Below are 25353 nucleotides of genomic sequence, written 5' to 3'. Positions count from 1 at the left end.
CCCCCGAGGAAGACCGCACCCTCAGCCCGCACACCGGATACACCCGCGCCCACTGGGAAGCCACCGCCGACCAGCTGCTGACCGCCGCCCTCCGCTACGCCACCCCCGGCCACGCCCTGATCGACCTGCCCGGACCGCCCTCGAAGTCGGGGGTGCGCTCCGACGGCCTGGAAGGGTTCGCGCGTACGTTCCTGCTCGCCGCGTTCCGCACGGCCGGTGCGTCCGGCAAGGACCCGCACGGCTTCCTGGAGCGCTACACCGCCGGCCTGGTGCGCGGCACCCGCTCCCCGGGCCGGGACGACGCCGAGTCCTGGCCGGAGATCGGGCACCACGGCATCCAGGGCCAGCCGATGGTGGAGTCCGCCTCCGTGGCACTGGCGCTGCGGCTGACCGCGCCCTGGACCTGGGACACCCTGCCCGCCGCCGACCAGGACCGTGTGGAACGGTGGCTGCGCGGCGCGCTCAGGCACACGCCCGCCCCCAACAACTGGTACCTCTTCCCGTTGACCGTCGCGGGCTTCCTGGAATCCGCCGGGCGCGGCGACGCCGAGACACGGCACGCGATCGAGCGCGGGCTCGACCTGCTGGACGGCTGGTACCAGGGGCAGGGCTGGTACTCCGACGGCGACGGCCGGTCCTTCGACCACTACAACGGCTGGGCCCTGCACTTCTACCCGCTGCTCCACGCCCACCTCGTGGGGGACCAGGCGCTGCTCGACCGGCTCGGCCCGCGGCTGCGGGAGTTCCTCGACGGCTTCGCGTTGCTCTTCGACGCGAACGGCGCCCCCATCCACCACGGGCGCTCGCTGACGTACCGCTTCGCCGCCGTCACCGCCGTGGCCCTCGGCGCCCTCACCGGCCAGAGCCCGCTCGCCCCCGGCGCCACGCGGCGCATCCTCAGCGGGGCGCTGCGCCACTTCCTCGACCGCGGGGCGCTGACCTCGGACGGCGTGCTCAGCCTCGGCTGGTACGGCCCGCACGAGGCGACCCTCCAGCGCTACTCCGGGCCCGGCTCCCCGTACTGGGCCTCCAAGGGCTTCCTCGCCCTGCTCCTCCCGCCCGAGGACCCGCTGTGGACCGCGACCGAGGAGAACGCACCCGTCGAGGGGCCCGACAGCACGCTCGCCCTCCCCGCTCCCGGGCTGCTGATCCAGACCACGGGCCGGGACGGCCTGGCGCGCCTGCACAACCACGGCAGCTTCAAGGTGGACCTCCGGGAACCGGAGCGCGCCCCCGGGAACCCGCTCTACTCCCGTCTCGCGTACTCCACGCGCACCGGCCCGACCAGCGCCGCCAACACCCCGGACAACGACATCGCGCTCCAGGCGCGTGGAACCCGCAGTGCCCGGCTGCGCATCAGTCCCCTCGCCGCCGGCCCCGACTGGCTCGCCTCATGGCACAGGCCGGTCTTCCCCGAGGGCGGTCCCGCCCTTCCCTCGGCCCGGATCGAGAGCCTCACACTGGCCCGCGGCCGTCTCGAACTGCGTGTGCACCGCACCGTGGGCGTACCGGCCGGAACGCCGATCCACCACAGCGGTTGGGCCGTCGCCCTCGCGCCGGGCGCGGCCGCCGAAACCGAACAGACCGCGGAGGTACGGCTCGACGGACCGGAGGTGACCAGTCAACTGCTCGGCCTGTACGGCTGGCAGACGCGGCGCGCGGTCCGCGCACCTCAGGGCACGGCCTACGGCCCCTGGGCCCTCGTTCCCGAACTCACCGGAACCGTGGGGGCGGACCCGGCCGGCACGGTGTTCGCCGCGCTGGCCTCCCTCACCGGCGAACCCGGCGCGTCCCCGCTCGCCGGGCAGGCCACCGCCGAGGTGAGCGGCCTCACCGTCGTCGTCCGCTGGGCCGACGGAGCCCGTACGGTCGTGGACTTCGGCACCGAGGTGCCCTCGGTCACCGAGGAGGCGGCGTGAGCGGCGTGATGCCACGCCTCGGCCTGTGCTCCGTCACGCTCCGTCACCTGGACGTGGCCGGGGTCCTCGCGGCGGCGGTCGAGGCGGGCCTGGACTGTGTCGAGTGGGGCGCCGACATCCACGTACCGGCGGGGGACGAGGCCGCCGCCTCCCGGGTCCGGGCCGCCACCGAGGAGGCGGGCCTCGCGGTCGCCTCATACGGTTCGTACTACCGGGCCGGGAGCACCGCCCCCGCGTCGTTCGACGGCGTCCTCCGTTCCGCCGTGCTCCTGGGGGCGCCCCGGATACGGATCTGGGCGGGGACGACGGGCACCGACGAGACGTCACCGGAGGGGCGGACGGCGGTCATCGAGGACACTCGCCGTGCGGCGAAACTCGCGGCCGAAGCGGGCGTCCAGCTCGCCTACGAGTTCCACCGCAACACCCTCACCGACGGAGCCGACCGCACCCTGCGGCTGCTCAACGCGGTGGACCACCCCGACGTCCGCACCTACTGGCAGCCACCGCTCGACCTGCCCGACGCGGAGGCCATCGCCGGTCTCGACACCGTGATCGACCGAGTGGCCGCCGTGCACGCCTTCTCCTGGTGGCCCGGCACCACCCGCCACCCGCTCTCCACCCGCGCCGAACTGTGGCGTACGGTTCTCGCCCGCCTGCGGGCGCGGCGCCGGCCGCTGGACGTCCTTCTGGAGTTCGTCCCCGAGAACGACGAGAAGGTCCTCGCCCGCGAGGCCCGGACCCTGAGGTCCCTCGCGGCCGGAGGCGGAGCGAGCGAGGGCTAGGCCCTGTCGTCAGACGCCGCGCGGCCCGCCCTCCGGGCGGACGACGGAAGTCCGACGACAGGACCTAGGGCGGAACGGGTGACGGAGCTTTCCGGCTCCGTCACCCGCACCGGCTACTCTCCGGCGCGCGGCACGTCCCAGCGGGCGAGGTCTCGCAGCCAGGCCTTCGCCGTACCGTCCGACGGTGCGCGCCAGTCGCCGCGGGGCGACAGGGAACCACCGGCCAGGACCTTCGGCCCGTTCGGCATGGCCGAGCGCTTGAACTGCGCGAACCCGAAGAAGCGGCGGCAGAAGTACTCCAGCCAGTGCCAGATCTCCGGCAGGTCGTACGCCACGCGCTCGGCCTCGGGGAACCCGGGCGGCCAGGCGCCGGCGTCCCGGTCGTGCCAGGCGTGCCAGGCCAGGAAGGCGATCTTCGACGGCCGCAGTCCGTGGCGCAGTACGTGGAAGAGGGTGAAGTCGTGCAGCGCGTACGGGCCGATCTTGGACTCGGTGGACTGCAGTTCCTCGCCCGGTACGAGCTCCGGGCTGATCTCGGTGTCGAGGATCGCGGCCAGTGTCTCGTTGGTCTCCTCGTCGAACTGGCCGCTGCTGATGACCCATCGGATGAGGTGCTGGATGAGCGTCTTCGGCACGCCGGAGTTGACGTTGTAGTGGCTCATCTGGTCGCCGACGCCGTAGGTGCACCAGCCGAGCGCCAGCTCGGACAGGTCACCGGTGCCGAGCACGATGCCCCCGCGCTGGTTGGCCAGCCGGAACAGGTAGTCGGTGCGCAGCCCGGCCTGCACGTTCTCGAAGGTCACGTCGTACACCGGCTCGCCGGACGAGAACGGGTGCTCCATCTCCTGGAGCATGAGCCGGGCGGTCGGCGTGATGTCCAGTTCGGCCGCGGTGACACCGAGCGCGCGCATCAGCTTGTGGGCGTTGCCCTTGGTGTGCTCGCCGGTCGCGAAACCGGGCAGCGTGAAGGCCAGGATGTCGCTGCGGGGGCGGCCCGCACGGTCCATGGCACGGGCGGCGACGATCAGCGCGTGCGTGGAGTCGAGGCCGCCCGACACTCCGATGACGATCTTCGGGCCGCCGATCGCCGCCAGGCGCTGCTGCAGGCCCGCGACCTGGATGTTGTAGGCCTCGTAGCAGTCCTGGGCGAGACGGGCGGGGTCGGCCGGCACGAACGGGAACCGCTCGATGCGGCGGCGCAGTCCGAGGTCGGTCGCGGGCGGGTCGAGCCGGAACGGCACCTGCCGGAAGCCGCTGGTGCGGGCGGCGTGGGCGCGGCGGTTGTCGTCGAAGGTTCCCATCCGCTGGCGGGCCTGCCGCAGCAGGTCGAGGTCGATGTCGGCCACGGCGTACTGATCGCCCTGCGGGAACCTGTCGGTCTCGGCCAGCAGGACGCCGTTCTCGTAGATCATGGTCTGGCCGTCCCAGGACAGGTCGGTGGTCGACTCGCCCAGACCGGCCGCCGCGTACACGTAGGCGCCGAGGTAGCGTGCGGACGCCGAGCGGCACAGCAGCCGCCGGTCCTCGGCCCGCCCGACCGTGATCGGGCTGCCCGAGAGGTTGGCGAGTACGGTCGCTCCGGCCAGCGCCGCCTCCGCGCTCGGGGGCACCGGCACCCACATGTCCTCGCAGATCTCCGCGTGCAGCACCAGGCCGGGGACGTCCTCGGCCGCGAAGAGCAGGTCTGTGCCGAACGGCACGGTCGCGCCGCCGACGCGGATCGTCCCGCCGCGCTCGTCGTCGCCTGCGGCGATCTGCCGCCGTTCGTAGAACTCGCGGTAGTTCGGCAGGTAGGACTTGGGCGCGACGCCGAGGATCCGCCCGCGGTGCACGATCACCGCACAGTTGTAGATGCGGTTGCGGTGGCGCAGCGGGGCGCCGACGACGAGTACCGGCAGCAGCTCGGCCGACCCGGCCACCACGGCCTGGACCGCCGCCTCGACCTCGTCGAGCAGCGCGTCCTGCAGCAGCAGGTCCTCGATCGAGTAGCCGGACAGGCAGAGCTCGGGGAACACCGCGACAGCGACCCCCTCCTGTGCGCACTGGCGCCCCTGCCTCAGGACCGCCTCCGCGTTGGCGGGCGCGTCAGCGATGGCCGCATGGCCTGTGCACGCGGCGATCCGCGCGAAGCCGTGCTGATAGATCGACCAGAAGTTCACGATGCGAAGTGCCCCTTCCCGGCAGCTCCATGTGGCTGAGCATGTCACTCAGCAACGTCAGTCGGCGCGGACCGGCCTTTCGAAGAAGGTCTCCAGTACGACCGTCGCCTGCGTCCCGCTCACGCCCTCGATCAGGTAGAGCCGCCGCAGGACGTCCTGCAACTGCTCCGTGGTGGCCGTGCGCACCTTCACGAGGACGGAGGCGGTGCCCGCGATGATGTGGGCTTCCTGAATCTCGGGGATGGCGGCGAAGGATTCGGTCGCGTCCCCCATCCAGGCCGATGAGTCGACCATGACGAAGGCGAGCACACCGCGCCCGAGGGCGGTCGGGTCGACGTCCACGGTCGTGCGGCGGATGACACCGCGTTCACGGAGCTTGCGTACGCGATCATGAGCCGCGCCGGCTGACAGGCCGACCACTTTTCCGAGCGTCGCGTAGGCCTGTGTGGCGTCACGCTGAAGCTCTGCGATCAGTGCTCTGTCGACGTCGTCCACGATCCCGTTGACCATCCCCATGCCTTCACGATATCCGGTTCGGACACACTAAGATCACACCGAATGAAATTCAGCTGCCCCGAGGGAGGGATAGTCCATGTCCGGCGATCTGGTCAAAAATCTGTACGAGGTTCTGGACGAGCGGTTTCTTACCGGGAGATGCGCCAACGGCGACGCACGGCTGGAGCGGCTGCACTCCGACTGCCGCTGGGCCGAGGGGCCGCTCTATCTGCCCGCCTGGCGGCAGCTGATCTGGAGCGACATTCCCAACGACCGCCTGCTGCGCTGGGACGAGACAACGGGCGTGATCGGGGTCTTCCGCTCCCCGGCCGGGCACGTCAACGGCAACACCCTCGACCGTGAGGGCCGGCTGGTGAGCTGCGAGCAGGGCAACCGCCGGGTCACCCGCACCGAGCACGACGGCCGCCTCACCGTGCTCGCCGACCGCTTCGAGGGCAGGCGTCTCAACAGCCCGAACGACGCCGCCGTACGCTCCGACGGGTCGGTCTGGTTCACGGACCCGGACTTCGGGATCACCAGCGACTACGAGGGGCACCGTGCCGAGAGTGAGATCGGCAGCTGTGACGTCTATCGGATCGACCCCGTGACGCGCGGGGTCGATCGGGTCGCGGACGGTTTCGGCGGACCGAACGGCCTGGTCTTCTCACCGGACGAGAAGCTGTTGTACGTCGCCGACACGAAAGCCGGACAGATCCGGGTCTTCGACGTGCAGGACGATCGCGCCCTCTCGCAGGGCAGGGTTTTCGCCGAGCGCGCCGACGACGGTTTCGACAACATCCGCTGCGACGACCAGGGGCGGCTGTGGGCCGCCGCGTTCGACGACGGGGTGCACTGCTACCACCCCGACGGCACCCTCATCGGAAAGCTGCATGTGCCCGAGCCGGTGTCCAACATCGCGTTCGGCGGCCCGAAGAACAACCGGCTGTTCATCACGGCGACGACCTCGCTGTACTCACTCATGATGTCCGTGACGGGCCTGCCCCGGGTGCTGTGACAGCCCTACGACCGTGCCGCCGGCGCCGTCCCGTCAGTGGGGGATCGAGTCGATCAACTCGCGGGCGCCCTGGCGCAGGAGGGTGACGGCGACCGCGGTGCCCAGGGTGGCCGGGTCGAGACGGCCGGCCCATTCGTGGGCGTTGAGGACGGTCTTGCCGTCGGGGGTGAACACGCAGGCGCGCAGGGACAGTTCGCCGCCCTGCCCGACCTTGGCGAAACCGGCGATCGGCGAGTTGCAGTGCCCCTGGAGGACGTGGAGGAACATGCGCTCGGCGGTGGCCTCGCGATGGGTGTCGGGATGGCCGAGGGCGCTGACGGTGTCAATGAGGCCGGTGTCGTCCTCGCGGCACTGGAGGGCGAGGATTCCGGCACCGATCGGGGGCATCATCACGTCGGCCGGCAGGACCTCGCTGATGACGTCCGGGCGGTTGATGCGTTCGAGGCCGGAGACGGCCAGCAGAAGGGCGTCGGCGTCACCGGCGGCGAGTTTGTCGAGGCGCCGGTTGGCATTGCCGCGCATGGGGACGCAACTCAAGTGGGGGTGGGAAGCGGCCAGTTGGGCGATGCGGCGCACGGAGGAGGTGCCGATGCGAGTGCCGTCCGGCAGCTCGTCGAGGGTGAGCCCGCCGGGGTGGACGAGGGCGTCGCGGATGTCGTCGCGTTTCAGGAACGCGGCGAAGACGGTTCCGGCGGGGAGCGGGCGGTCGGCGGGGATGTCCTTGACGCAGTGCACCGCGAGGTCCGCCTGCCCGGCGAGAAGGGCGGCGTCGACCTCCTTGGTGAACGCCCCCTTGCCCTCGACCTTGGCGAGGTCGCCCATCCACTTGTCGCCGGTCGTCTTCACCGGCACGACCTCGGTGCGGATGCCTGGGTGAAGCGCGGCCAGCTCGGCACGGACGCGCTCCACCTGGGCGAGCGCCATGGGCGAGTCACGGGAGACGATGCGGATCAGCTCGGAGGCGGTCATGCCGTCCACGTTAGGCCCTCACCCGCGGGCCCCGAGGAGCAATCCGGTGGTCCGGCTCGGGTGTGACCCAGAAGTCGGAGTTCTCGATCGGGTGTGCGCTCGACCTCGGAGGCACCCGGCTACTCCGCACCCTCCGTGTCGGCGCCGGCGCGACTGGCCAGTCGTTCGTACCGCTGCCTTGCGGCCTGCGGAGTGCCGAGCCCGAGCCCGAAGGCGATCTCCTGCCAGGTCATGCCGCGGCCGCGCGCCATCTGGAGCAGTCCGGCTTCCAGTTCGTCCATCTCTCCGCGAACCAGCGGGACGAGGCTCAACGCCGCGGTGATATCGGCCTGATCCACCTCCGGTTCGTCGTCATCCGGCTGTGCGGCCCCACTGAGCAGGAACGACACGAGCCGGACGGCTTCATGCGGTCCGAGGACCGAAGGGTGGACCTGGCGGCGGCGTTGCTCGTCTGTGGCCGCGTGCCGTTCGGCGATGCGGAACAGGGACGCGTACACGCGTTGCGCGCGCGCCTGCTCAGGCTGTGGCGGCGTGAAGGGGTCGGTGGGCGGATCAGGGGTGACGGTCATGACCTCAGGATGCGGCAACGAACGTACCGATGTCAACTGAACGTTGTGAACAACTTGTTCAATCGATGGCTGTTTCGCGACCGAGCGGCGCCCGTCCCTCCCAGGACGGACGCCGCTCGGTGATGTGGGGCTAACTGGCCATTGAGGGTGTGTAGGGGGACAGAGCCGGAGCGAGTTGCACTCCCGGGGCCAGGCCGAGGGCGACGAGGGCGTCGGGCATGCCGCGTCCCACGCGGGCCGCCTCCGTGGTTCCCGGGGTGGCCAGCCTGCGGCAACTGGCGGCGACGAGTTCGAACAGATGGTTGACCCGGCCCGGTCCACGGGGGAGCAGCTGCCCGTGGAGATCCTCGTGGTGGGCGAGCACGAGGGCAGCGAGGCCGGCGACATGGGCCGAGGCCGTGCCGGTGCCGTCGAGGGCCGCGTAGCCGCCCTGTGGGGAACACGACAGGACCGCCACGCCGGGGGCGGCCGCGTCGACTCCGGGGCCGTAGCAGCTGAACGGCGCGGCGAACAGTCCTTCCGGTGTCAGCTGCGAGCCCGAATGGGTGGCCTGTGACGTATCCGGCGGGTAGGAGCCGAAGACTCCGAGCGCACCCACGGCGAACACGGTGGGCAGCGAAGCGGGGAAGGCGACCGGCCCGCCCGTGTCGCCCGCCGGGGCGACGCAGGCGATACCCGCTGCATTGGCGTCGGCGAGTTTGCGTGAGACCAGGGCCGACGAGTACGAGGTGGCCAGCGCGATGTGGGCGATATCGATCTCGCGCTCGATGCAGTAGTCCAGGGCGGCGATCAGATCACTGAAACAGCCGTCCGGCAGCAGTTGGCACACCTCGATCTCGGCGTCGACCGCGATGCCGACCAGACCCGTGCCGGTGTCCGCTCCGGCGATGATGCCCGCCGCGTGCGTACCCGTACCCACCCGGTCGCGGGCCCAGCTCGGCTCCTTGCCCGGGCCGAGACCGATCCCGGAGCGCACCCGTTCCTTCAGATCGGGGTGGTCGGCGGCGACACCCGAACCGATGAGCGCGATCTTGACTCCGAAGGCGCGGAACGTGGGAGGCAGCCGGTCCAGCCGCATGGCCTTCTGGCCCCAGCCGTACTGCTGCCTCTCCTCCAGCCCCGGTGCCACCTTGCCCAGCGGTGTGAGGGTGACCAGGTTCTCCTGGCTCACCGACAGTTCCGGGCGATGGATCCAGCGGTCCAGGTAACCGCCCGTGGGCCGGACGTACAGGGACTGGATGGACTCCGGGGTCTCCGTGGCCAGTGCGACGGTGACCTTCCCGTCGGCCCCGGTGATCCCCTGCCCCGGCCATGTCGCTCCGATCAGGAACACCCCCGCTCCGGCCAGCGGTTCACCCTCCGGCCCGCACACCCGCAACGAGATCTCCACGGGTTCGTCCATCGGCATGACCAGCCCCGGGTCGCGAAGCGGCAGGATGCCCGCGGTCGCCGCGGCCGTGGGCCCGGTTCCGGACAGCGGCAGGTCCGGCTCGATGTGTACGTGCAGCGATCGCATCGCCGGCACCTGGGACTCGGCTGCCTCCACCACCGCGATGTCCGGGCAGGAGGGGTGCAGCCCGGCCGCCCGGAGCTTCTCCGACGGCTGGAGCTTGCGGATCACCTTGACCTCGGGCATCCGCTCCAGCCGGTCGCACACCTCGTCCACGCTGAGCTCGGACACTCCGGGTGGGAGCAGATGCTGGGGCAGCGGTGTCACCATGTACCGCTCCCGGCGCGGCTGCACGGAGACCGGTGACCGCGCGCCTTTCTCCCGTGGTTCCGCTTGTCTGCCCTCGGGTTCGCGCCCTCCCCCGGCGCCCCCCTCGGACCCGCTTGCGCGGCTGTTTCCGGGCCTTTCCTTGACCATCACGTCCACCTTCACCACGCTTACGTCGTACCTGGGCGTAACTGACCTTCTGATCGGGCGACGGGGCGGCTCGCGCTCACACGCTGATGCGGTGTGCCCGGTAACTCCGGGCACACCGCATCGCGCCGCCCTCAGGTCAGCCGATACCGAACGGCTGGCCCATCTGGCCGATGCCGAAGCCTGGCTGCTGGTACTGCCCGAACGGCTGCTGCTGGTGCTGCTGGCCCATCTGGCCGAACCCACCGCCCCACTGCTGCTGCCCCTGCTGCCCTTGCTGGCCCTGCTGGCTCTGCTGGAGCAGCGCCACGATCGCGTTCGGCAGCGCCTGCTGCACGGACTGCTCCACCGCGTGCCGCACGCCCGAGGCCAGCGAGCGGTGCAGCGCCAGGGCCAGGTACGGGTGCGCCTGCTGGGCCATGCCCTGCTGCTGGAGCTGCTGCTGGACCTGCTGGATCTGCTGGAACGTCTGCTGCACCTGCTGAGCGACCTGCTGGGCCGTCTGCTGGCACGCCTGCTGGATGGTCTGGTGGACCAGCTGGGCGATCTGCTGTCCCCCGGCCTGCTGCATGGGTTGGGTACCGGTCATGACCGACATGAATGCTCCGTTCAATGCCACCACGCGGAAAGCCGACATCGCATATATCGGCTTTGTCGTATACGACGACTTTCATGAAGCTAAGTCGGCCGCGACACAGCCGCAATCCGAGGACTGCGCTTGGAGGACCGTGCTTGGAGGGCTGCGCCTGCGCGCCCCCCGACCGCAGCGCCGTGACTCAACGGCTGCCGCGGGCGGCATAGGTGATCAGGCCTCCGACAGCCAGAACCGCGGCGACCACGGAGGCGGTCGTGCTGTCCGATGGCTGCATGGGCCAGGTGAGCACCCTCAGGAACGCCGGTTCCGTGAGAGGGGGAACGACCGCGGCGGCTCCCGCCCCTGCGGTCGGCAGGGTCCAGGCGAGTTGGTGGCCCAGCGCGGCAGCCGCCAGGGCGGTGAGTCCGACGAGGCCGGCCGTGGCACGCAGGACGATGGCCGTCGGTGCGTCACTCGAAGCGGCCGCGACCGCGAACACCACGAGGGCGACGGCCACGACATGAGCTGTGCGCCAGTAGGCCCAGCGGGTCGCCGCCGTACGTTCCAGCGCGGCGGCGGCACCGCCGAGGCCGTTGCCGAGCACGCCCAGACCGAGGCCCAGGGCCAGTACGGCGAAGACGCGTGTCTGGAGCGGGCGTTCGGGGGCGTTTCCGAGCAGGGCCACCACGGCGACTGCGACCGCCGCCACGCCCAAGGCGACGGGAACCTGACGTGACCTCAGGTACAGCGTGAGAAGGCGCATCAGGAAGCGTCCTCGGCCAGCGCCGCGGCGAGGTCTCCCCGGCAGGTCAGCCCTGCCTCGCGTACGGCGGTGATCCGGCGCGCCTGCTCCTGGGCGGGCAGCGCCCTCAACTCCCGCCACGCCGTGGCCCGGGCGTCCGCTTCCTCGCCGGGGAGAACGGTCTGGCCCGGCGCCGGATAGCGGCCGTACAGCCACGCGCCTGCGACAGCGCGCGCACCGCAGGCGACGGGTTCGCAGGGGCGGGTGCCCGCACCGGCGAGGATGCTCACGACCAGGGCGTCCTCGCTGTCGGCGGCCCAGCCGCGGCCGAGTACGTAGTTGTCGGAGTGCAGCCACACCTCGCGGGCAGGCTGTGGGCCGGGGCGGTCGCCGGTGACCTCGTGCACCGAGGTGGGTGCGTCGGGCAGCTTCGCCAGCAGTGTCAGCGCGCGGCGGGCCGGTCCGACCAGCTCGGGCAGGCCCCGCTCGTGCGCCTTGGTCACACAGACCGTGGGGCCGCCGTCGTGGGTGCAGACCTTGGCCGTCGCGCCCTCGTCGCGCTGCAGGCCGGCGGCCGGCGCGGCACCCAGCAGCGGCATCGCCAGGACGAGGCCGAGCAGCGCGGGCACCGGCGCGACGGCAGCAGCCGTGCGGCCCCGGGCGGCCATGAGCAGGAGCAGCCCGCTGCCCGCCAGGCCGGTGAACCAGAGCGACTGCGCCAGGCTCACCGAGCCGACGATCGTGGTGAACTCGTCGAAGTTCGTGGTGAGGTTGGGCGCCAGCAGGGAGACGGAGCCGGGCTCCGAGGACTTGGACAGCTGGACCGGAAGGAGCAGCGCCAGGAAGCCCGCCACCACCAGTACCGGAGGGGTGTAGACCGACGGGAGGAGCCGTCCGACACCCATGCCCAGCCATCCGGCCGCGACCAGGGTCAGTGCTCCCACGGCCGTGATGGGCAGCCAGTCACCGGACAGGTAGTCGGTTCGGCCGGCGACCCGGACCGCGCCCGCGGCGAGCGTCAGCAGGTAGCCGAGGATCAGGCAGAGCGCCAGTGCGACGGCGCCGGGCAGCGTTCGCCGCCAGGCCGGCAGCGCCGTGGTGCCGAGCAACTCCTCCATGCCGCAGCGCCGGTCACGCCGGGCCTGCCAGGCACCTGAGCCGAGGGCCAGCGGCCAGAGCAGGACCAGCATGATCCGTTGGAAGGCGGCCAGCATCGTCCACTGCGCGTCCCACAACTCCCCCTGGCTGGACAGGACCAGTGACCACAGTCCGGCGGCCCCGAGTGCGGCGATGAGCGCGCCGCTGACGGGCGCGGCGGAGCGGCGCAGCTCCGTGCCCAGGATCCGCATCGTCATCGGCCCGCCTCCCGCCGTGTACGGGGGCGAGCGAGGAGGGCGGTGTAGCCGCGCTCGATCGGGCTGTCCCCGACGTCCCGCGCGTCGCCGAGGGCGGCCACCTCCTCGGGTGTCCCCTGGAACACCATCCGGCCCTCGTCGACGAGCACGACGTTGGTGCAGGACGCGGCGACGTCCTCGACCAGATGGGTGGACACCAGCACACACGCCTGCTCGCCGAGATCACGCAGGAGCGTGCGGAACTCCAGGCGTTGCGCCGGATCCAGGCCCACGGTCGGCTCGTCCAGCAGCAGCACGTCCGGATCGTTCACGATCGCCTGCGCGATACCGGCACGGCGCAGCATGCCTCCGGACAGCGTCTTCATCCGGTCATGGGCGCGATCGGCGAGTCCGACGCGCTCGATCGCCCGCTGCACCGCGTCGGGAACCTGACGTGCGTCCATCTTCTTCAGCCAGGCCATGTACTCCACGAACTCGCGCAGGGTGAACCGCGGGTAGTAGCCGAACTCCTGCGGCAGGTACCCGATCCTCTTCCGCAGCGGACGCAGGTCGGTCCGGCCACCGATGCGCCGGCCCAGCAACTCCAGTTCGCCGCCTGTCGGTTGCAGCACGGTCGCCAGCGAGCGGATGAGTGTCGTCTTGCCGGCGCCGTTGGGGCCGAGCAGTCCGTGCACGCCTTGGCCCAGCCGTAGGTCGAGGCCGTCGACCGCCGTGCGGCGTCCGGCCCGCACGCGTAGGTCCCGGGCGTGTATGTGCCAGGCGTATGTGGTGGGCGCCAGGTCGGCGGAGGTCACCGCACGCACCATCGTGTCTCCTGTTCGTCGGTTGGTCGGGGGTCTCGTGTGTCTCAGGGCAGTTCGGTGCCGGGCAGGGTCGTGAAGGCACGGGCTCGTACGGTGATCGCGAGCGCGGACACCGTCAGCGCCAGTGCCCAGACAGGCAGGCTCTGCGGTGCCAGCAGCACGGACAGACGGGCGGTGAACAGACTGGGGATGATCGCCACGAACACCCACGCCGTGCCCAGCAGTTCCGCCGCGCGCCGCACGCCGGTCACCGTGCCCAGCGCGAGGGTGCCGACGGTGAAGGCGAGACAGGGCAGCAGGCACAGGGCCGGTGACACTCCGACGACGCCCCCGGCCACGGCCAGCACCGGGATCACCGCCCCCAGCACCACGGCCGTGCGCCGCAGCACCAGTCGCAGCCCCGCACGTGGTGTGGTCACGGTCAACTCGCTCATCGGGTCCAGCCGCTGTGTCCAGGCGGCCGCGACGCCGAGCAGCGGAACCACCGGAGAGAGCAGAAGGACCAGTGAGGGTACGGTCTTGCCTCGGGCGAGCATGTCGATGCCGAGCGCGGAGAGGATCACCAGCACGCTCATCAGCAGCCAGGGCAGCTGCGAGGGCGGCGCCCAGCGGCGTACCTTGTGCAGCAGTGGGGAACGCACCGGTGCGGGCCGGTCGAGTGCCGTCGCGTCCACTTCGACCCACACGTCGTCCAGGAGTGTGTTCACCGCGGGCGTGTGCGTCGTGACCGCCTCGGCCACGTGGCGTCTGCACCGGCCGCAGTTCTCCAGGTGCGCTTCCAGCGCCCACTCCGTGTCCGCGGACAGCGTGGTGTCCCCGGTGACGTAGGCGGTGATCAGGTCGCGCGCGGCGTGTGGTCCCGTGGTCCCGGTCATGACATCGCCTTCCGCATGGCCAACCGCGCGCGCCGGGCCCGCGTCTTGACTGTTCCTTCTGGTATGCCGAGCAGCGCCGACGTCTCCCGGACGCTCAGTCCGTCCAGGACCAACGCCTGGAGTACTTGGCGGAGTTCGGGTGCCAGGGCGGCGAGGGCGTCGCCGACGTCACCGGACAGGGTCGACTCCAGCAGCGTCTCTTCGGCGCTGGGGGTGTCCGCTTCGGCGGAGTCGGCGGAGGCTGCCGCCCGGACGCTGGTCCGGTGTCGCCCCTCGGAGCGGAAGGCGTCGACGAGTCGCCGGGCGGACACCGTCCACAGCCAGCCCAGCGCACTGCCGCCGGCCGCGCCACCGACGAACGAGCCCGCCGCTCGCCACACCACCAGATAGGTCTCCTGCAGCACCTCGCCCACGATCTGTTCGTCGGCGCAACGGCGGCGCAGCCGCACCGCGAGCCACGGTGAGGTACGGCGGTAGAACTCCTCGAACGCGGCGCGGTCGCCCCTGGCCACCCGGCGCAGCAGGCCTTCCTCGTCCAACCGCCCCATGACGGCCGTTCTTTTCCACACATCAGGGCGGTCGTTCAGCACGTCCCCGCGGGTTCACTCCTTGACTGTGATGCCCCTCACAGCGATTCCCCGGGGGCCAGATACCGGTAGCCGTGGTCGGTCTCCTGAGCGAGCCAGCCGTTGACGCTGCTGAGGCCGCGGTCGTTGATCTGGGCGTCGTGTATCGCGAACGCCCGCCGGGGTGCGACCGCCTTGACGAAGTCGATCGACTCGGCGGTCCTCATCCACGACCCCTGGGCCGGAACCAGGAGCGTCTCGATCGGCTGCTCGGGGACGTGCAGCGAGTCACCGGGGTGGTAGACCGCCTCGTCGATGACATAGCCGAGGTTCGGACAGTCCGGTTGGCCGCCGTAGATGAACGCGTGGCGCCCACCGACCGCCCGTACGCGGAAACCGGCGGCGGTGAACTCCTCGCCGGAGGACACCCCGGTGACCCGCAGTCCGGCGATGTCCGCGTCGGCCGGGGCGTGGACGGGCACGCCGAGCCCGGCCAGGCGAAGGACATCGATGTGATCGGCGTGTTCGTGCGTCACCAGTACGGCGTCCGCGCCGGTCAGGGCGCGTGGCTCGCTCCATGTGCCGGGATCGATGACCAGAACCCGGCCCTCGTGTTCGAGCCGTACGCATGCGTGGGTGTACTTCGTGATCCGCATGGCGTCCCAACGTACGCCCAGCGAACGGTATGCGGCCGTACCCTGGTGGCCGTGCGCAGCGAGAACCCGGGGTCAGCGGCGGAGCGGCTCACCGGGCGCCCGGTGAGGGGTGAGCGCCCGCTGTCGGCGACGCTCAGCGAAGTCACCCTCGACGGCGGCCAGGTCGTGATGGTCAAGTACGGGGACGGGCCCGGTGCGGTGCGTGCCGAGGCGGCGGGGTTGCGCTGGCTGGGCGACGCCGGGACGGTCCGTGTCCCGGCCGTGTACGGCCACGACGCCCACTGGCTGGTGACCGAGCGCGTCCCGCACGGCCGGCCCGACCGGCGGACGGCGGTCCGGTTCGGCGGTGATCTGGCCGCCCTGCACTCCGCCGGCGCGGCGGCGTTCGGTGCCGCGCCGCCGGACGGCCCCGGCGAGGCGTACATCGGGCTCGCTCCGATGCGGAACACTCCCGGAGACGACTGGCCCCGCTGGTACGCCGAGCACCGGGTGCTGCCCTACCTGCGCCGCGCGGTGGACGACGGCATCATGCGTGCCGGCGAGGCCGCCGTGGTGGAGCGTGTCTGCGAACGGCTGCCGGAGCTGGCCGGTCCCGCCGAGCCGCCCGCCCGGCTGCACGGCGACCTGTGGAACGGCAACCTGCTGTGGGGCGCCGACGGACATGCCTGGCTGATCGATCCGGCCGCCCACGGCGGACACCGCGAGACCGACCTGGCGATGCTCCACCTCTTCGGCTGTCCCCACCTGGACCTGATCCTGGAGGGCTACCAGGACGCGGCGCCGCTCGCCGACGGCTGGACCGACCGCATCCCACTGCACCAGTTGTTCCCCTTGCTGGTCCACACCGTGCTGTTCGGCCGCGGCTACGCCGAGCAGTCCCTGGCGGCGGCCCGAGCGACCCTGACCCGCTGACGCCGTCACGGCGGATGACAGACTGATCGCATGGATCAGCGTGTAATCGGCAGGTTGGGTCAGCAGGTGTCGGTCGTGGGGCTCGGCACCTGGCAGTTGGGGGCCGACTGGGGGGACATCGACGACAAGGACGCCCTGACGGTGCTGGAGGCGGCGGCCGAGGCGGGGGTGACCTTCTTCGACACGGCTGACGTGTACGGGGACGGGCGCAGCGAGCAGACCATCGCCGCGTTCCTGCGCGCCCGGCCCGATCTGCAGGTGCTGGTCGCGACGAAGATGGGCCGTCGCGTGGAGCAGATCCCGCAGAACTACGTCCTGGACAACTTCCGTGCCTGGAACGACCGGTCCCGGCGCAATCTCGGCGTCGACCGCATCGATCTGGTGCAGTTGCACTGCCCTCCGACGCCCGTCTACTCGTCGGACGAGGTGTTCGACGCCCTGGACACTCTCGTCGACGAGGGGCGCGTCGCCGCGTACGGCGTCAGCGTGGAGACCACCGCCGAGGCGCTGACAGCGATCGCGCGACCGAACGTGGCGAGCGTGCAGATCATATTCAACCCGTTCCGGATGAAGCCGCTGCGGGAGGTTCTCCCGGCGGCCGAGAAGGCGGGGGTGGGCATCATCGCCCGGGTGCCGCTCGCCTCCGGCCTGTTGTCGGGCAAGTACACGAAGGACACGGTCTTCGCCGCCGACGACCACCGGACGTTCAACCGGCACGGGGAGGCCTTCGACCAGGGCGAGACCTTCTCCGGCGTCGACTTCGAGGCGGGCGTCGAGGCGGCGGCCGAGTTCTCCGCCCTCGCGCCGGAGGGGTACACCCCGGCCCAGTCGGCGCTGCGCTGGATCATCCAGCAGCCGGGCGTCAGCACCGTGATCCCCGGGGCCCGTTCGCCCGAGCAGGTCCGGGCCAACGCGGCCGCCGCCGAGCTGGCGCCGCTCTCCGACGCAACGCTCACCGCGATCCAGGACCTGTACGACCGCAGGATCAAGGATCAGGTGGAAGGCCGCTGGTAGGCCACACAAGGGTTGACTCCGTCCGCCCGTGGAAAGGGCTGCTTCGGCCACTTCCGCGGGCGGACGACGTATCTCCGTGTTATCTCCGTGTTTCCCGAGCGCGGCAACAACCCCGCCACATCGACGAGATGACGTCGCGCCCTCTACTCCGAGGCCAGTACGCGCGGTTACTCCCGCCGTCAGACGTCCTCGGCGCTCCCGCCCGGCACCGTGAGCCGGGTGAAACTGAACCGACCCGCACGCCGGGCTCTCCTCGTTGTCCATGTGGCCGCCTCCGCCGGCTGGCTCGGGCTCACGCTCGGGCTGCTCGCGCTCGGGATCGCCGCGGCCACCACCGGGTCCGAGGTGACCGTGGAGTCCTCCGTCCGCGCCATGAAGCTCTTCGCCGACTGGCTCCTGCTCCCCGTCGCGTTCCTGACACTCCTCAGTGGTCTGGTGCTGTCCCTGGGCACCGTGTGGGGACTGGCCAGGCACCGGTGGGTCTACACGAAGTTCTGGCTGACCCTGGCCACGACCACCGCAACGGTCTTCGCGCTGCGCCCCGGGGTGAACTCCGCGGTCGCCGCCGTCGCCGCGGGCCGGCCCCTGCCCGACGCCGGCGACGTCCTGTACGGGCCGATCGTGTCCCTGTCCGCGTACGTCTTCATGACCGTGATCTCCGTCCTCAAACCCTGGGGGCTGACGCGAAGGGGCCGCAGGCTGCGCACGCCCGCCCGCAGGCAGAAAAACATAACAGCACTTATATAAGCACTGTTACGATCCCTTCATGACCGAACCCCAGGCAGCCGACCCCACCCAGCAGAGCCTCTGGCGGCCGTTGCGCCTCCTCCAGGCATCGATGGACGCGGACATCGCCCGGATCTACTCCGAAGGGCAGATCGAAGGGCTCAAGCCGAGCTTCGTGATGGAGTTGCTCCGACTCCATGCCTACGGGCCGATGTCCATCAGGGAACTGGCCGAGTCGGTCGACCGGACACACTCGGCACTCAGTCAGAAGGTGGCCGCGATGCGCGCGGCCGGCTGGGTTCAGACCGTCGCCGGTGACGACGCGCGCAGCAAGAAGGTGACGCTCACAGAGAAGGCCCGTAGTGTCGTCGGCCGACTGGCGGCGGAGTGGCGGGCCACCGAGGCCGCCCTCGCCGAGATCGAGGCGGAGATCCCTTATCCGCTCAGCCGGGTGGTCACCGACATCGAGCAAGCCCTGGAGCGCAAGAGCTTTCACGACCGGATCGCCGAGAAGCTGGCCCAGGACTCCGCGTGGCGCTGAGACACATATGGCTCGATGTGACACCGCTGCGGTCGTCGCCGCCGTTCCGGCGGCTGTGGATCGGTCAGACCCTTTCCGGGCTCGGCAGCCAGATGACGGCCGTCGCCGTGATGTTCCAGATCTGGCAGACGACCGGGAGCACCGCGTGGACCGGCGCGGTGGGCCTGGCACAGGCGATCCCGCTCGTCACGCTCGGCCTCTTCGCCGGATCGGTCGTCGACCGGGTCGACCGGCGGAAGTTCTACCTGTTCACGACCGGCGGGCAAGCCGTCTGCTCGCTTCTGCTCGCGCTTCAGGGCTTCCTCGGAAACGTGCCGGTCGGCGGAGTGCTGTTGCTGGTGGCGGCTCAGTCCTGCTTCACCGCCGGCGGCGGCCCGGCATCCCGTACCTTCATCCCGCACCTTCTGCCCGAGCACCAGCTGGCTGCCGGACTGGCCCTGCGGCGGATCGCCTTCCAGGGGGCCATGCTGGCGGGGCCCGCCCTGGGCGGGCTGATCACGGGTGGGCTGGGAGTCGGTACCTGCTATGTGATCGACGCGGTCACCTTTGCCGCGGCGTTCTACGGTGCGTTCGGTCTGCCACGGATGAAGCCCGGAGGCGAGCCCGCCCGGCCGGGCCTCCGCGGAGTCCTGGACGGCCTGGCCTTCCTGGTCAGGACTCCCGTCATCCGCGGCGCCCTGGTCACCGATCTGGCCACCACCGTGCTGTCCATGCCGATCAGCCTGTTCCCGCTCATCAACTCGGAACGGTTCGGCGGCAATCCGCGGACTCTCGGGCTCTACCTCACCGCCATAGCCGTCGGCGGCACCATCGCTTCCCTCCTCTCCGGAACCTTCACCCGGCTCCCCCGCCCCGGCCTGGTCATGCTCGGCGGCTCCGCCGCATGGGGCGCGGCACTCACGCTGTTCGGCATGTCACCGGATCCATGGACCGGGTTGGCCTTCCTCGTCCTGGCCGGCGCCGCCGACACCGTCTCCGTGGTGTCCCGCAGCACGATCGTCCAGATGCACACGCCGAACGAACTGCTCGGACGTGTCAGTGCCGCTGAGCAGGTCGTCGGGCAGGCCGGCCCCGACATCGGCAACCTGCGCGGCGGCCTCGTCGCGGACGCCACGACGGGAACAACTGCCCTCATCAGCGGCGGCCTGCTCTGCCTCGGCGCTGTCGCCATGGTGGGAGCCACCACCCCGGGGCTGCGCCGGACGCCTGCGACGCCCGCGCCCAGGTGATCGTCCATCGAGCGTCCGACACGCCGTCCTCGGAAACGGTCACCGGTCCGGGACTACCCTGAGGCATCCTCCGGTTGGCACGACTGGATCAGATGGATCAGCTGGGTCAGTTGTTACGACGCAGCATCGAGCGCGGAGGGATCGGAATCGATGTCGGAATCGATCGGGAACGTCACCGCTGTGGATCACGGCAGCGCGGCGAAGGAGGCCGTCGGGCGGTACGGCATCTGGAGCATGGGGCTGCGGGCTGAGGAGCCCGCACGGCGTGGTGAGCTCGCGGAGGCGGTGGCCGAGATCGAGGAGCTCGGCTTCGGGGCCGTGTGGCTGGGCGGCAGCCCCGGGGTGCGGCACGCCGTGCCGCTCGTCGAGGCGACCGAGCGGGTGACCGTCGCCACCGGCATCCAGAGCATCTGGGACTACGAGGCGGCCGACTCCGCCCGGCAGTTCGCCGATCTGGAGGCCGCCCACCCCGGCCGTTTCCTGCTCGGCCTCGGAGTGAGTCACGCGCGGCTGAGCGACCAGTACCGTCGCCCCTACTCCTCCATGGTGGGTTACCTGGACGCGCTGGACGCCGCCGGTGTGCCGGCCGGGCGACGGGTGCTGGCGGCGCTCGGGCCGAAGATGCTGAAGCTGTCCCGCGACCGGGCCGCCGGTTCGCACCCGTACCTGGTCACGCCCGAGCACACCGCGCAGGCCCGCGAGATCCTGGGGGACGGCCCGCTGCTGGCGCCGGAACTGAAGGTGGTCCTGGAGACGGACCCGGGCCGCGCCCGTGCGATCGCCCGCGACTACCTCGCCCTCTACCTGGGACTGCCGAACTACACCAACAGCTTCCTGCGGCTCGGATTCACCGAGGACGACTTCACGGGCGGCGGCAGCGACCGGCTCGTCGACGCCGTGTACGCCTGGGGCGACCAGGACCGTGTGAGGGCGAGCATCGACGCCCTCCACGCGGCGGGAGCCGACCACGTGGCCCTCCAGGTCGTCGACGACCAGCCGCGCGACGCCCTCCCCCGCGCTGCCTGGCGCCGCCTGGCGGATCTGCTGAACTAGACCGGTCCGGTCCCACGACCACGGAAGACCGATCCGGCGACCACGGACGAAGCAGCCGGGGCATGGACGTGATGCTCGCGTTCCGGGTCGCCGGTCACTCGTTCAGAGGACCGCACCGGCTCCTGTCACCCGCACGACCAGACGCCACCCGGATGAGCACACTGGTCCGGACCGGTTGACGCCGGGCCCGCTCCAGCGTCCGTTTCGTTGGCATTCCCGGGGTACTCGGCAGGCGCCGGTACCGAGTCAGGCCGGACACTGGTGTCCTGCCGGTGCGGGCCGGTCCACGAGACCAGGACGCTACTGCCATGAATCACGACACGACATGTACCAGCGGGGCAGCGGACGCCGTCTCCTCCCATTCCGTGTTCGGAGCTCCCTGCTGGGTGAGCCTGACCAGCCGGGACATGCGGGCCACGGAGGACTTCTACCACGCGGTACTCGGGTGGGAGTGGCGGACGGCGAAGCTCGGGGACCGGTTCCGCATCGCGCTGCAGGACGGTGCGCCGGTCGCGGGAATCGCCGGGGTGGCGACGATGTGGCAGGTGGCTGTCGCGTGGACGCCGTACTTCGCCGTGCCCAGTGCGGACGATGCCGTGTCCCGGGCGAGGGAGCGCGGGGGCACCGTGGCGGTCGGGCCGCTCTCCTTCCCACCGGGTCGGGCGGCTCTGCTGGCCGACCGCGACGGGGCCACCTTCGGGATCTGGGAGGGCGACCTCTTCACCGACTGGGAGGCCTGGCGCCGGGTCGCTCCGGCCTTCATCAAGCTGCACACCCGGGACGCCTTCGACGCCGCGATCTTCTACGGCCAGGTCCTGGACTGGGCCACGGAACGGCCGGGCTGCTGCGAGGTCCACTACGAGGGCAACGAGGTCGTGCTGCGCAGCCGGGGCACGGTCGTGGCCCGGATCAGCTCCGGGGCGCTGGAGGCGGCGCCCGACCCCACGATCCGGCCCCACTGGCAGGTCCACTTCGCGGTCTCCGACGTGGCGGCCTGCGCCAAGGCGGTGGAGAAGAACGGCGGCACCGTACTCCGGCAGAGCGAGGCCGAGGCCGTCCTCCGTGACCCGGACGGCGCCCAGTTCACGGTGACCGGGCAGATGGATCAGGACGACTGACCGCCCGCCCACGTTCCGCCCCGCTCCGGCACCCCTCGGTACTCCCCCGTCGTCGCGGCGCTGCTCACCGTCCCCGTACTGTCCTGGACGGCCGGGACAGCAGCACCAGGCCCCGGGCCTCGACGAGGATCTCCGTGTCCGCCTTGCGTTCCGTCTCGTCCGGGGTGCCCTGCGGGGCGGCGGTGTCGATCCGGGTCCTCCAGCGTTCGCCGTACGTGACGTCCGGCAGGCGGAAGGTCATGGGCTCCCAGTAGCCGTTCAGCAGGAGCAGGAAGGAGTCGTCCAGCACACGCCGACCGTACGGGTCGCGTTCCGCGATGGCGTCGCCGTTGAGGAAGACGGCGACGGAGTGGGCGTCGGAGCGCTGCCAGTCCGCGTCGGTCATCTCGCGGGAGTCCGGCAGCAGCCACACCAGGTCGGGCAGCGGCCGGCCGACACGGGTGGAGGTGTCGCCGTGGAAGAAGCGGCGGCGGCGCAGGACGGGGTGGGCCGCGCGCAGGGCGATGAGACCGCGGGTGAAGTCGACCAGCTCGCGCTGTTCGCCGGTCAGCCGCCAGTCGATCCAGGAGACCTCGTTGTCCTGGCAGTAGGCGTTGTTGTTGCCGCGCTGGGTGCGGCCCAGTTCGTCGCCGTGGGAGAGCATCGGGATGCCCTGGGACAGGAACAGGGTGGCGAGGAAGTTGCGTTGCTGGCGGGCGCGCAGGGTGAGGACACGGGGGTTGTTCGTGGGGCCCTCGGCTCCGCAGTTCCAGGAGCGGTTGGTGCTCTCGCCGTCCCGGTTGTTCTCGCCGTTGGCCTCGTTGTGTTTGTCGTTGTACGAGACGAGGTCACGCAGGGTGAACCCGTCGTGCGCGGTCACGAAGTTGATGCTGGCGCGCGGGCAGCGCCTGCTGTGCTCGTACAGGTCCGCCGAGCCGGTCAGACGGGAGGCGAACTCGCCGAGCGTGTGCTCCTCGCCGCGCCAGAAGTCCCGTACGGCGTCACGGTACTTGCCGTTCCACTCCGACCACAGGGGCGGGAAGTTCCCCACCTGATATCCGCCCTCGCCCACGTCCCAGGGCTCGGCGATGAGCTTGACCCTGCTGATCACCGGGTCCTGCTGGATCAGGTCGAAGAACGCCGACAGCCGGTCCACCTCGTGGAACTGGCGGGCCAGGGTCGCCGCGAGGTCGAATCGGAAGCCGTCGACGTGCATCTCGGTGACCCAGTACCGCAGCGAGTCCATGATCAGCTGGAGGACGTACGGGTGGCGCATGAGCAGGCTGTTGCCGGTGCCGGTGGTGTCGTAGTAGTGGGCCCAGTCGCCGTCCACCAGTCGGTAGTACGAGGCGTTGTCGATGCCGCGGAAGGAGAGCGTGGGGCCCTTCTCGTTGCCCTCGGCGGTGTGGTTGTAGACCACGTCGAGGATCACTTCGAGGCCGGCCGCGTGCAGGTCCTTGATCATGGACTTGAACTCTGTGACCTGTTCGCCGCGGGTGCCGTGGGCCGCGTAGGCGTTGTGCGGGGCGAAGAAGCCGATCGTGTTGTAGCCCCAGTGGTTCGACAGGCCGCGGCCCTGCAGGACGCCGTCCTGGACGTACTGGTGCACCGGCATCAGCTCGATCGCGGTCACGCCCAGTGAGGTCAGGTGGTCGAGGATCGCGGGGTGCGCGAGGCCCGCGTAGGTCCCGCGGAGTTCGGCGGGGACCTCCGGATGCGTGCGGGTCAGGCCCCGGACATGGGCCTCGTAGATCACCGTTTCGGCGTAACTCCGCCGGGGAGGCCGATCGTCGCCCCAGTCGAAGGCCGGGTCGGTCACCACACCCAGCATGGTGTGCCCGGCGCTGTCGCCGGGGGCGGGTCCGGCCGGGGCTCGCTCGTAGAGCGAGGGGTGGTCGTCGACCTGCCCGTCCACCGCTGTGGCGTACGGGTCGAGGAGCAGTTTCGCCGGATTGCAGCGGTGGCCCGCGGACGGGTGCCAGGGGCCGTGCACCCGGTAGCCGTAGCGTTGCCCGGGTCCGACGCCGGGCAGGTAGCAGTGCCACACGAAACCGTCGGCCTCGGTGACCGGGACGGAACGGGAGGTGCCGTCGTCGCCGACGAGGACGAGGTCGACCCCTTCGGCGACCTCACTGAACAGGGCGAAGTTGGTGCCCGCACCGTCGAAGGCGGCGCCCAGCGGGTAGGGGTGTCCGCTCCAGACGGGCACCCCTTTCCGGCCTGGTCGCACGGTCACCGCGCCTCGTCCCACTCGTCCGGCACAGCACCCTCGTGGCCGGTCAGGGCCGGAACCGGCACCCCGCCCTCCGGGCCGACGAGCACGGGGACCGGCATCTCGCGAGGCACCCGGAGGGCCTCGCGCTCCGTCGGGGTGGGTGCCGTCGGGACCAGAGGCGCCCGTTCGCCGGCGCGGGCCCGTTGCGAGAACCAGATGACCTTGCTGCCGGCGGCTGTGGCACAGCAGCCCCAGCCGTCGCTCAGCGCGGCGATGCCCACCAGGCACGCCCGCAGGTCCTGGTCGGGCCACAGCTCCCGGTCGTTCTGGCCGAAGGCGGTGATGACGTACTGGCGGTTCCACCACATCTCGATCGACGTGTTCTTGTCCGTGGCGTGCTCGTCGATGGCGCGCAGCAGCAGCTCCGCGCCCTGGCAGACGGGCTCGACGAGGGTTTCCAGATCCCAGTACCGGAGGTGGGCGGCCATGATGCGCCTCACCTGTCCGACCCGTTCCGGGCTCACTTCCACGTCGAGGTGGTAGTAGCAGGGCACTGCGGTCTTCATCGTCGTTGGCTCCTCACCTGCGCAGCTCTCGCCCGTCCTCGCCCTTGCGGACCGAACCCCGACACGGGGCGTGAGCGCCGATCGCTTCTGAGTTACTCCAGAGTGGGAGTGCTACGCCATTCGTGCAACACGAGCGACGAATGGGGTAGTTGAAGCTCCAACAAGACGCTGAGTCGTCAACCATGCACCATGAGTGAAGGTCTCGGCCCCCGTGACGGGCCGGCACCCCTGCCTGCACGGCCTCGGCCCGGTCATCCGGGAGACCGTGCCCGTCGAGAGCGTGGAAAGGTGACCGGCGCCATGCTGCTGCCCGCCAAAGCCGAGGTCGCCCGGCACCTGGAGCGGTACCGGGCGTGGGAACGCGTGATGCTCGCGGCCCCGACCGACCGGACGGCGAGGGCGAGTTTCGAGGACGCGGGCTACACCTTGTGCGTCCTGATGGGCAAGCGCTGCGCCCGGGAGGCCGTTGATGCCGCCGAGCTCTATCTGCGGTCCAACCTGGTCGCGTATCTGCGGGAGAACGGCCAGTCGCAGCAGCGGCACGTGGGCAGACGCGGCCCTCCTCCAGGCCGCCGTTCCCGGCCGGGAGGCAGCACATCAGGGAGGTAGGAACCGTCGGGCACGGCTTTCGGCTCAGAGCCCGGCTCGAACACGGCG

General features: G+C 71.0%; 24 protein-coding genes and 1 pseudogene. 11 read left to right on the top strand and 14 right to left on the bottom strand.

Annotated features, from left to right (window positions below; all coding sequences use genetic code 11):
* Nucleotides 1-2: 2 nt before the first annotated feature.
* Together E0500_RS27825 and E0500_RS27820 are read left to right on the top strand one after the other, a co-directional pair.
* Nucleotides 3-1919 (top strand): annotated as a pseudogene (locus tag E0500_RS27825) (DUF2264 domain-containing protein); the annotation flags it as partial.
* The gene (locus E0500_RS27820; RefSeq protein ID WP_309505161.1) at nt 1916-2701 is read left to right on the top strand and encodes a TIM barrel protein; all 786 of its coding nucleotides are present in this window, start codon (nt 1916-1918) and stop codon (nt 2699-2701) included. The pseudogene E0500_RS27825 and the gene E0500_RS27820, both read left to right, overlap by 4 nt.
* A 113-nt stretch (nt 2702-2814) precedes the next feature.
* Here the strand turns inward: E0500_RS27820 and E0500_RS27815 are convergent, their stop codons facing one another.
* Nucleotides 2815-4860 carry an NAD(+) synthase gene (locus tag E0500_RS27815; protein ID WP_131561344.1) on the bottom strand — a complete coding sequence of 682 codons (2046 nt, stop codon included), beginning with the start codon at nt 4858-4860 and terminating at the stop codon, nt 2815-2817.
* A 57-nt stretch (nt 4861-4917) separates the two neighbouring features.
* Nucleotides 4918-5355 (bottom strand): Lrp/AsnC family transcriptional regulator, encoded by a 438-nt coding sequence (locus E0500_RS27810; protein WP_131561380.1) that lies wholly within the window; start codon nt 5353-5355, stop codon nt 4918-4920.
* Between the two features lie 97 nt (nt 5356-5452).
* On the opposite strand from E0500_RS27810, the gene E0500_RS27805 reads away from it, so the two are divergent.
* Nucleotides 5453-6370: an SMP-30/gluconolactonase/LRE family protein gene (locus E0500_RS27805; protein WP_131561342.1), complete on the top strand. Its 918-nt coding sequence runs from the start codon at nt 5453-5455 to the stop codon at nt 6368-6370.
* A 33-nt stretch (nt 6371-6403) separates the two neighbouring features.
* On the opposite strand, the gene hemC is transcribed toward E0500_RS27805, so the two are convergent.
* The 10 genes from hemC to E0500_RS27755 all read right to left on the bottom strand — a co-directional run bounded on the left by hemC (nt 6404) and on the right by E0500_RS27755 (nt 15343).
* On the bottom strand, nt 6404-7339 hold the full coding sequence (gene hemC / locus E0500_RS27800; RefSeq protein WP_131561340.1) for a hydroxymethylbilane synthase: 936 nt from the start codon (nt 7337-7339) through the stop codon (nt 6404-6406).
* Between the two features lie 119 nt (nt 7340-7458).
* Nucleotides 7459-7908, bottom strand: coding sequence for a DNA-binding protein (locus tag E0500_RS27795; RefSeq protein WP_131561339.1), 450 nt, complete (start codon nt 7906-7908; stop codon nt 7459-7461).
* 130 nt (nt 7909-8038) lie between these two features.
* A complete protein-coding gene (locus tag E0500_RS27790; RefSeq protein WP_258572959.1) occupies nt 8039-9628 on the bottom strand; it encodes a S8 family serine peptidase in 1590 nt (529 codons plus the stop codon).
* 283 nt (nt 9629-9911) lie between these two features.
* Nucleotides 9912-10361 (bottom strand): hypothetical protein, encoded by a 450-nt coding sequence (locus tag E0500_RS27785; protein WP_131561335.1) that lies wholly within the window; start codon nt 10359-10361, stop codon nt 9912-9914.
* Between the two features lie 187 nt (nt 10362-10548).
* Nucleotides 10549-11109: a hypothetical protein gene (locus tag E0500_RS27780; RefSeq protein WP_131561333.1), complete on the bottom strand. Its 561-nt coding sequence runs from the start codon at nt 11107-11109 to the stop codon at nt 10549-10551.
* Complete coding sequence (locus tag E0500_RS27775; protein ID WP_131561331.1) at nt 11109-12443, bottom strand: hypothetical protein; 1335 nt, start codon at nt 12441-12443, stop codon at nt 11109-11111. The genes E0500_RS27780 and E0500_RS27775 overlap by 1 nt, the downstream gene beginning before the upstream one ends.
* Nucleotides 12440-13249 (bottom strand): ABC transporter ATP-binding protein, encoded by an 810-nt coding sequence (locus tag E0500_RS27770; protein WP_131561329.1) that lies wholly within the window; start codon nt 13247-13249, stop codon nt 12440-12442. Before E0500_RS27770 ends, E0500_RS27775 begins: the two co-directional genes overlap by 4 nt.
* Before the next feature lie 41 nt (nt 13250-13290).
* On the bottom strand, nt 13291-14121 hold the full coding sequence (locus E0500_RS27765; protein ID WP_131561328.1) for a zf-HC2 domain-containing protein: 831 nt from the start codon (nt 14119-14121) through the stop codon (nt 13291-13293).
* Nucleotides 14118-14669: an RNA polymerase sigma factor gene (locus E0500_RS27760; RefSeq protein ID WP_131561326.1), complete on the bottom strand. Its 552-nt coding sequence runs from the start codon at nt 14667-14669 to the stop codon at nt 14118-14120. The genes E0500_RS27765 and E0500_RS27760 overlap by 4 nt, the downstream gene beginning before the upstream one ends.
* 77 nt (nt 14670-14746) lie before the next feature.
* Entirely contained in the window at nt 14747-15343 is a 597-nt protein-coding gene (locus E0500_RS27755) for an MBL fold metallo-hydrolase (RefSeq protein WP_131561324.1), read from the bottom strand.
* Between the two features lie 51 nt (nt 15344-15394).
* On the opposite strand from E0500_RS27755, the gene E0500_RS27750 reads away from it, so the two are divergent.
* The 7 genes from E0500_RS27750 (at nt 15395) to E0500_RS27720 (ending at nt 21936) form a co-directional block, all read left to right on the top strand.
* Entirely contained in the window at nt 15395-16255 is an 861-nt protein-coding gene (locus E0500_RS27750; protein ID WP_131561322.1) for a fructosamine kinase family protein, read from the top strand.
* Between the two features lie 30 nt (nt 16256-16285).
* The gene (locus E0500_RS27745; RefSeq protein WP_131561320.1) at nt 16286-17269 is read left to right on the top strand and encodes an aldo/keto reductase; all 984 of its coding nucleotides are present in this window, start codon (nt 16286-16288) and stop codon (nt 17267-17269) included.
* A gap of 219 nt (nt 17270-17488) precedes the next feature.
* Complete coding sequence (locus E0500_RS27740) at nt 17489-18016, top strand: DUF2269 domain-containing protein (protein ID WP_131561318.1); 528 nt, start codon at nt 17489-17491, stop codon at nt 18014-18016.
* A 19-nt stretch (nt 18017-18035) separates the two neighbouring features.
* Complete coding sequence (locus tag E0500_RS27735; protein WP_131561316.1) at nt 18036-18536, top strand: MarR family winged helix-turn-helix transcriptional regulator; 501 nt, start codon at nt 18036-18038, stop codon at nt 18534-18536.
* Nucleotides 18527-19765, top strand: coding sequence for an MFS transporter (locus tag E0500_RS27730; protein ID WP_131561314.1), 1239 nt, complete (start codon nt 18527-18529; stop codon nt 19763-19765). Before E0500_RS27735 ends, E0500_RS27730 begins: the two co-directional genes overlap by 10 nt.
* A gap of 150 nt (nt 19766-19915) precedes the next feature.
* Nucleotides 19916-20818, top strand: coding sequence for an LLM class F420-dependent oxidoreductase (locus E0500_RS27725; protein ID WP_131561312.1), 903 nt, complete (start codon nt 19916-19918; stop codon nt 20816-20818).
* Between the two features lie 308 nt (nt 20819-21126).
* Nucleotides 21127-21936, top strand: a complete 810-nt coding sequence (locus tag E0500_RS27720; protein WP_131561310.1) for a VOC family protein — start codon at nt 21127-21129, stop codon at nt 21934-21936.
* Nucleotides 21937-22000: 64 nt separating this feature from the next.
* Here E0500_RS27720 and glgX read toward each other — a convergent pair whose 3' ends face one another.
* Nucleotides 22001-24151 (bottom strand): glycogen debranching protein GlgX, encoded by a 2151-nt coding sequence (gene glgX / locus E0500_RS27715; RefSeq protein ID WP_131561308.1) that lies wholly within the window; start codon nt 24149-24151, stop codon nt 22001-22003.
* Nucleotides 24148-24696 carry a pep a2 gene (locus E0500_RS27710; protein ID WP_258572957.1) on the bottom strand — a complete coding sequence of 183 codons (549 nt, stop codon included), beginning with the start codon at nt 24694-24696 and terminating at the stop codon, nt 24148-24150. The genes glgX and E0500_RS27710 overlap by 4 nt, the downstream gene beginning before the upstream one ends.
* Before the next feature lie 300 nt (nt 24697-24996).
* Here E0500_RS27710 and E0500_RS27705 point away from each other — a divergent pair, with 300 nt between their 5' ends.
* Nucleotides 24997-25305 carry a DUF5133 domain-containing protein gene (locus E0500_RS27705; protein WP_131561378.1) on the top strand — a complete coding sequence of 103 codons (309 nt, stop codon included), beginning with the start codon at nt 24997-24999 and terminating at the stop codon, nt 25303-25305.
* The last annotated feature ends 48 nt before the right edge of the window (nt 25306-25353 follow it).

It is taken from the genome of Streptomyces sp. KM273126 (genome assembly GCF_004337435.2).
In the GTDB taxonomy this organism is placed as follows: domain Bacteria; phylum Actinomycetota; class Actinomycetes; order Streptomycetales; family Streptomycetaceae; genus Streptomyces; species Streptomyces acidicola.
The sequence above is the reverse complement of the archived record's forward strand: the minus strand, read 5'-3'. Positions and strand labels throughout refer to the sequence as shown.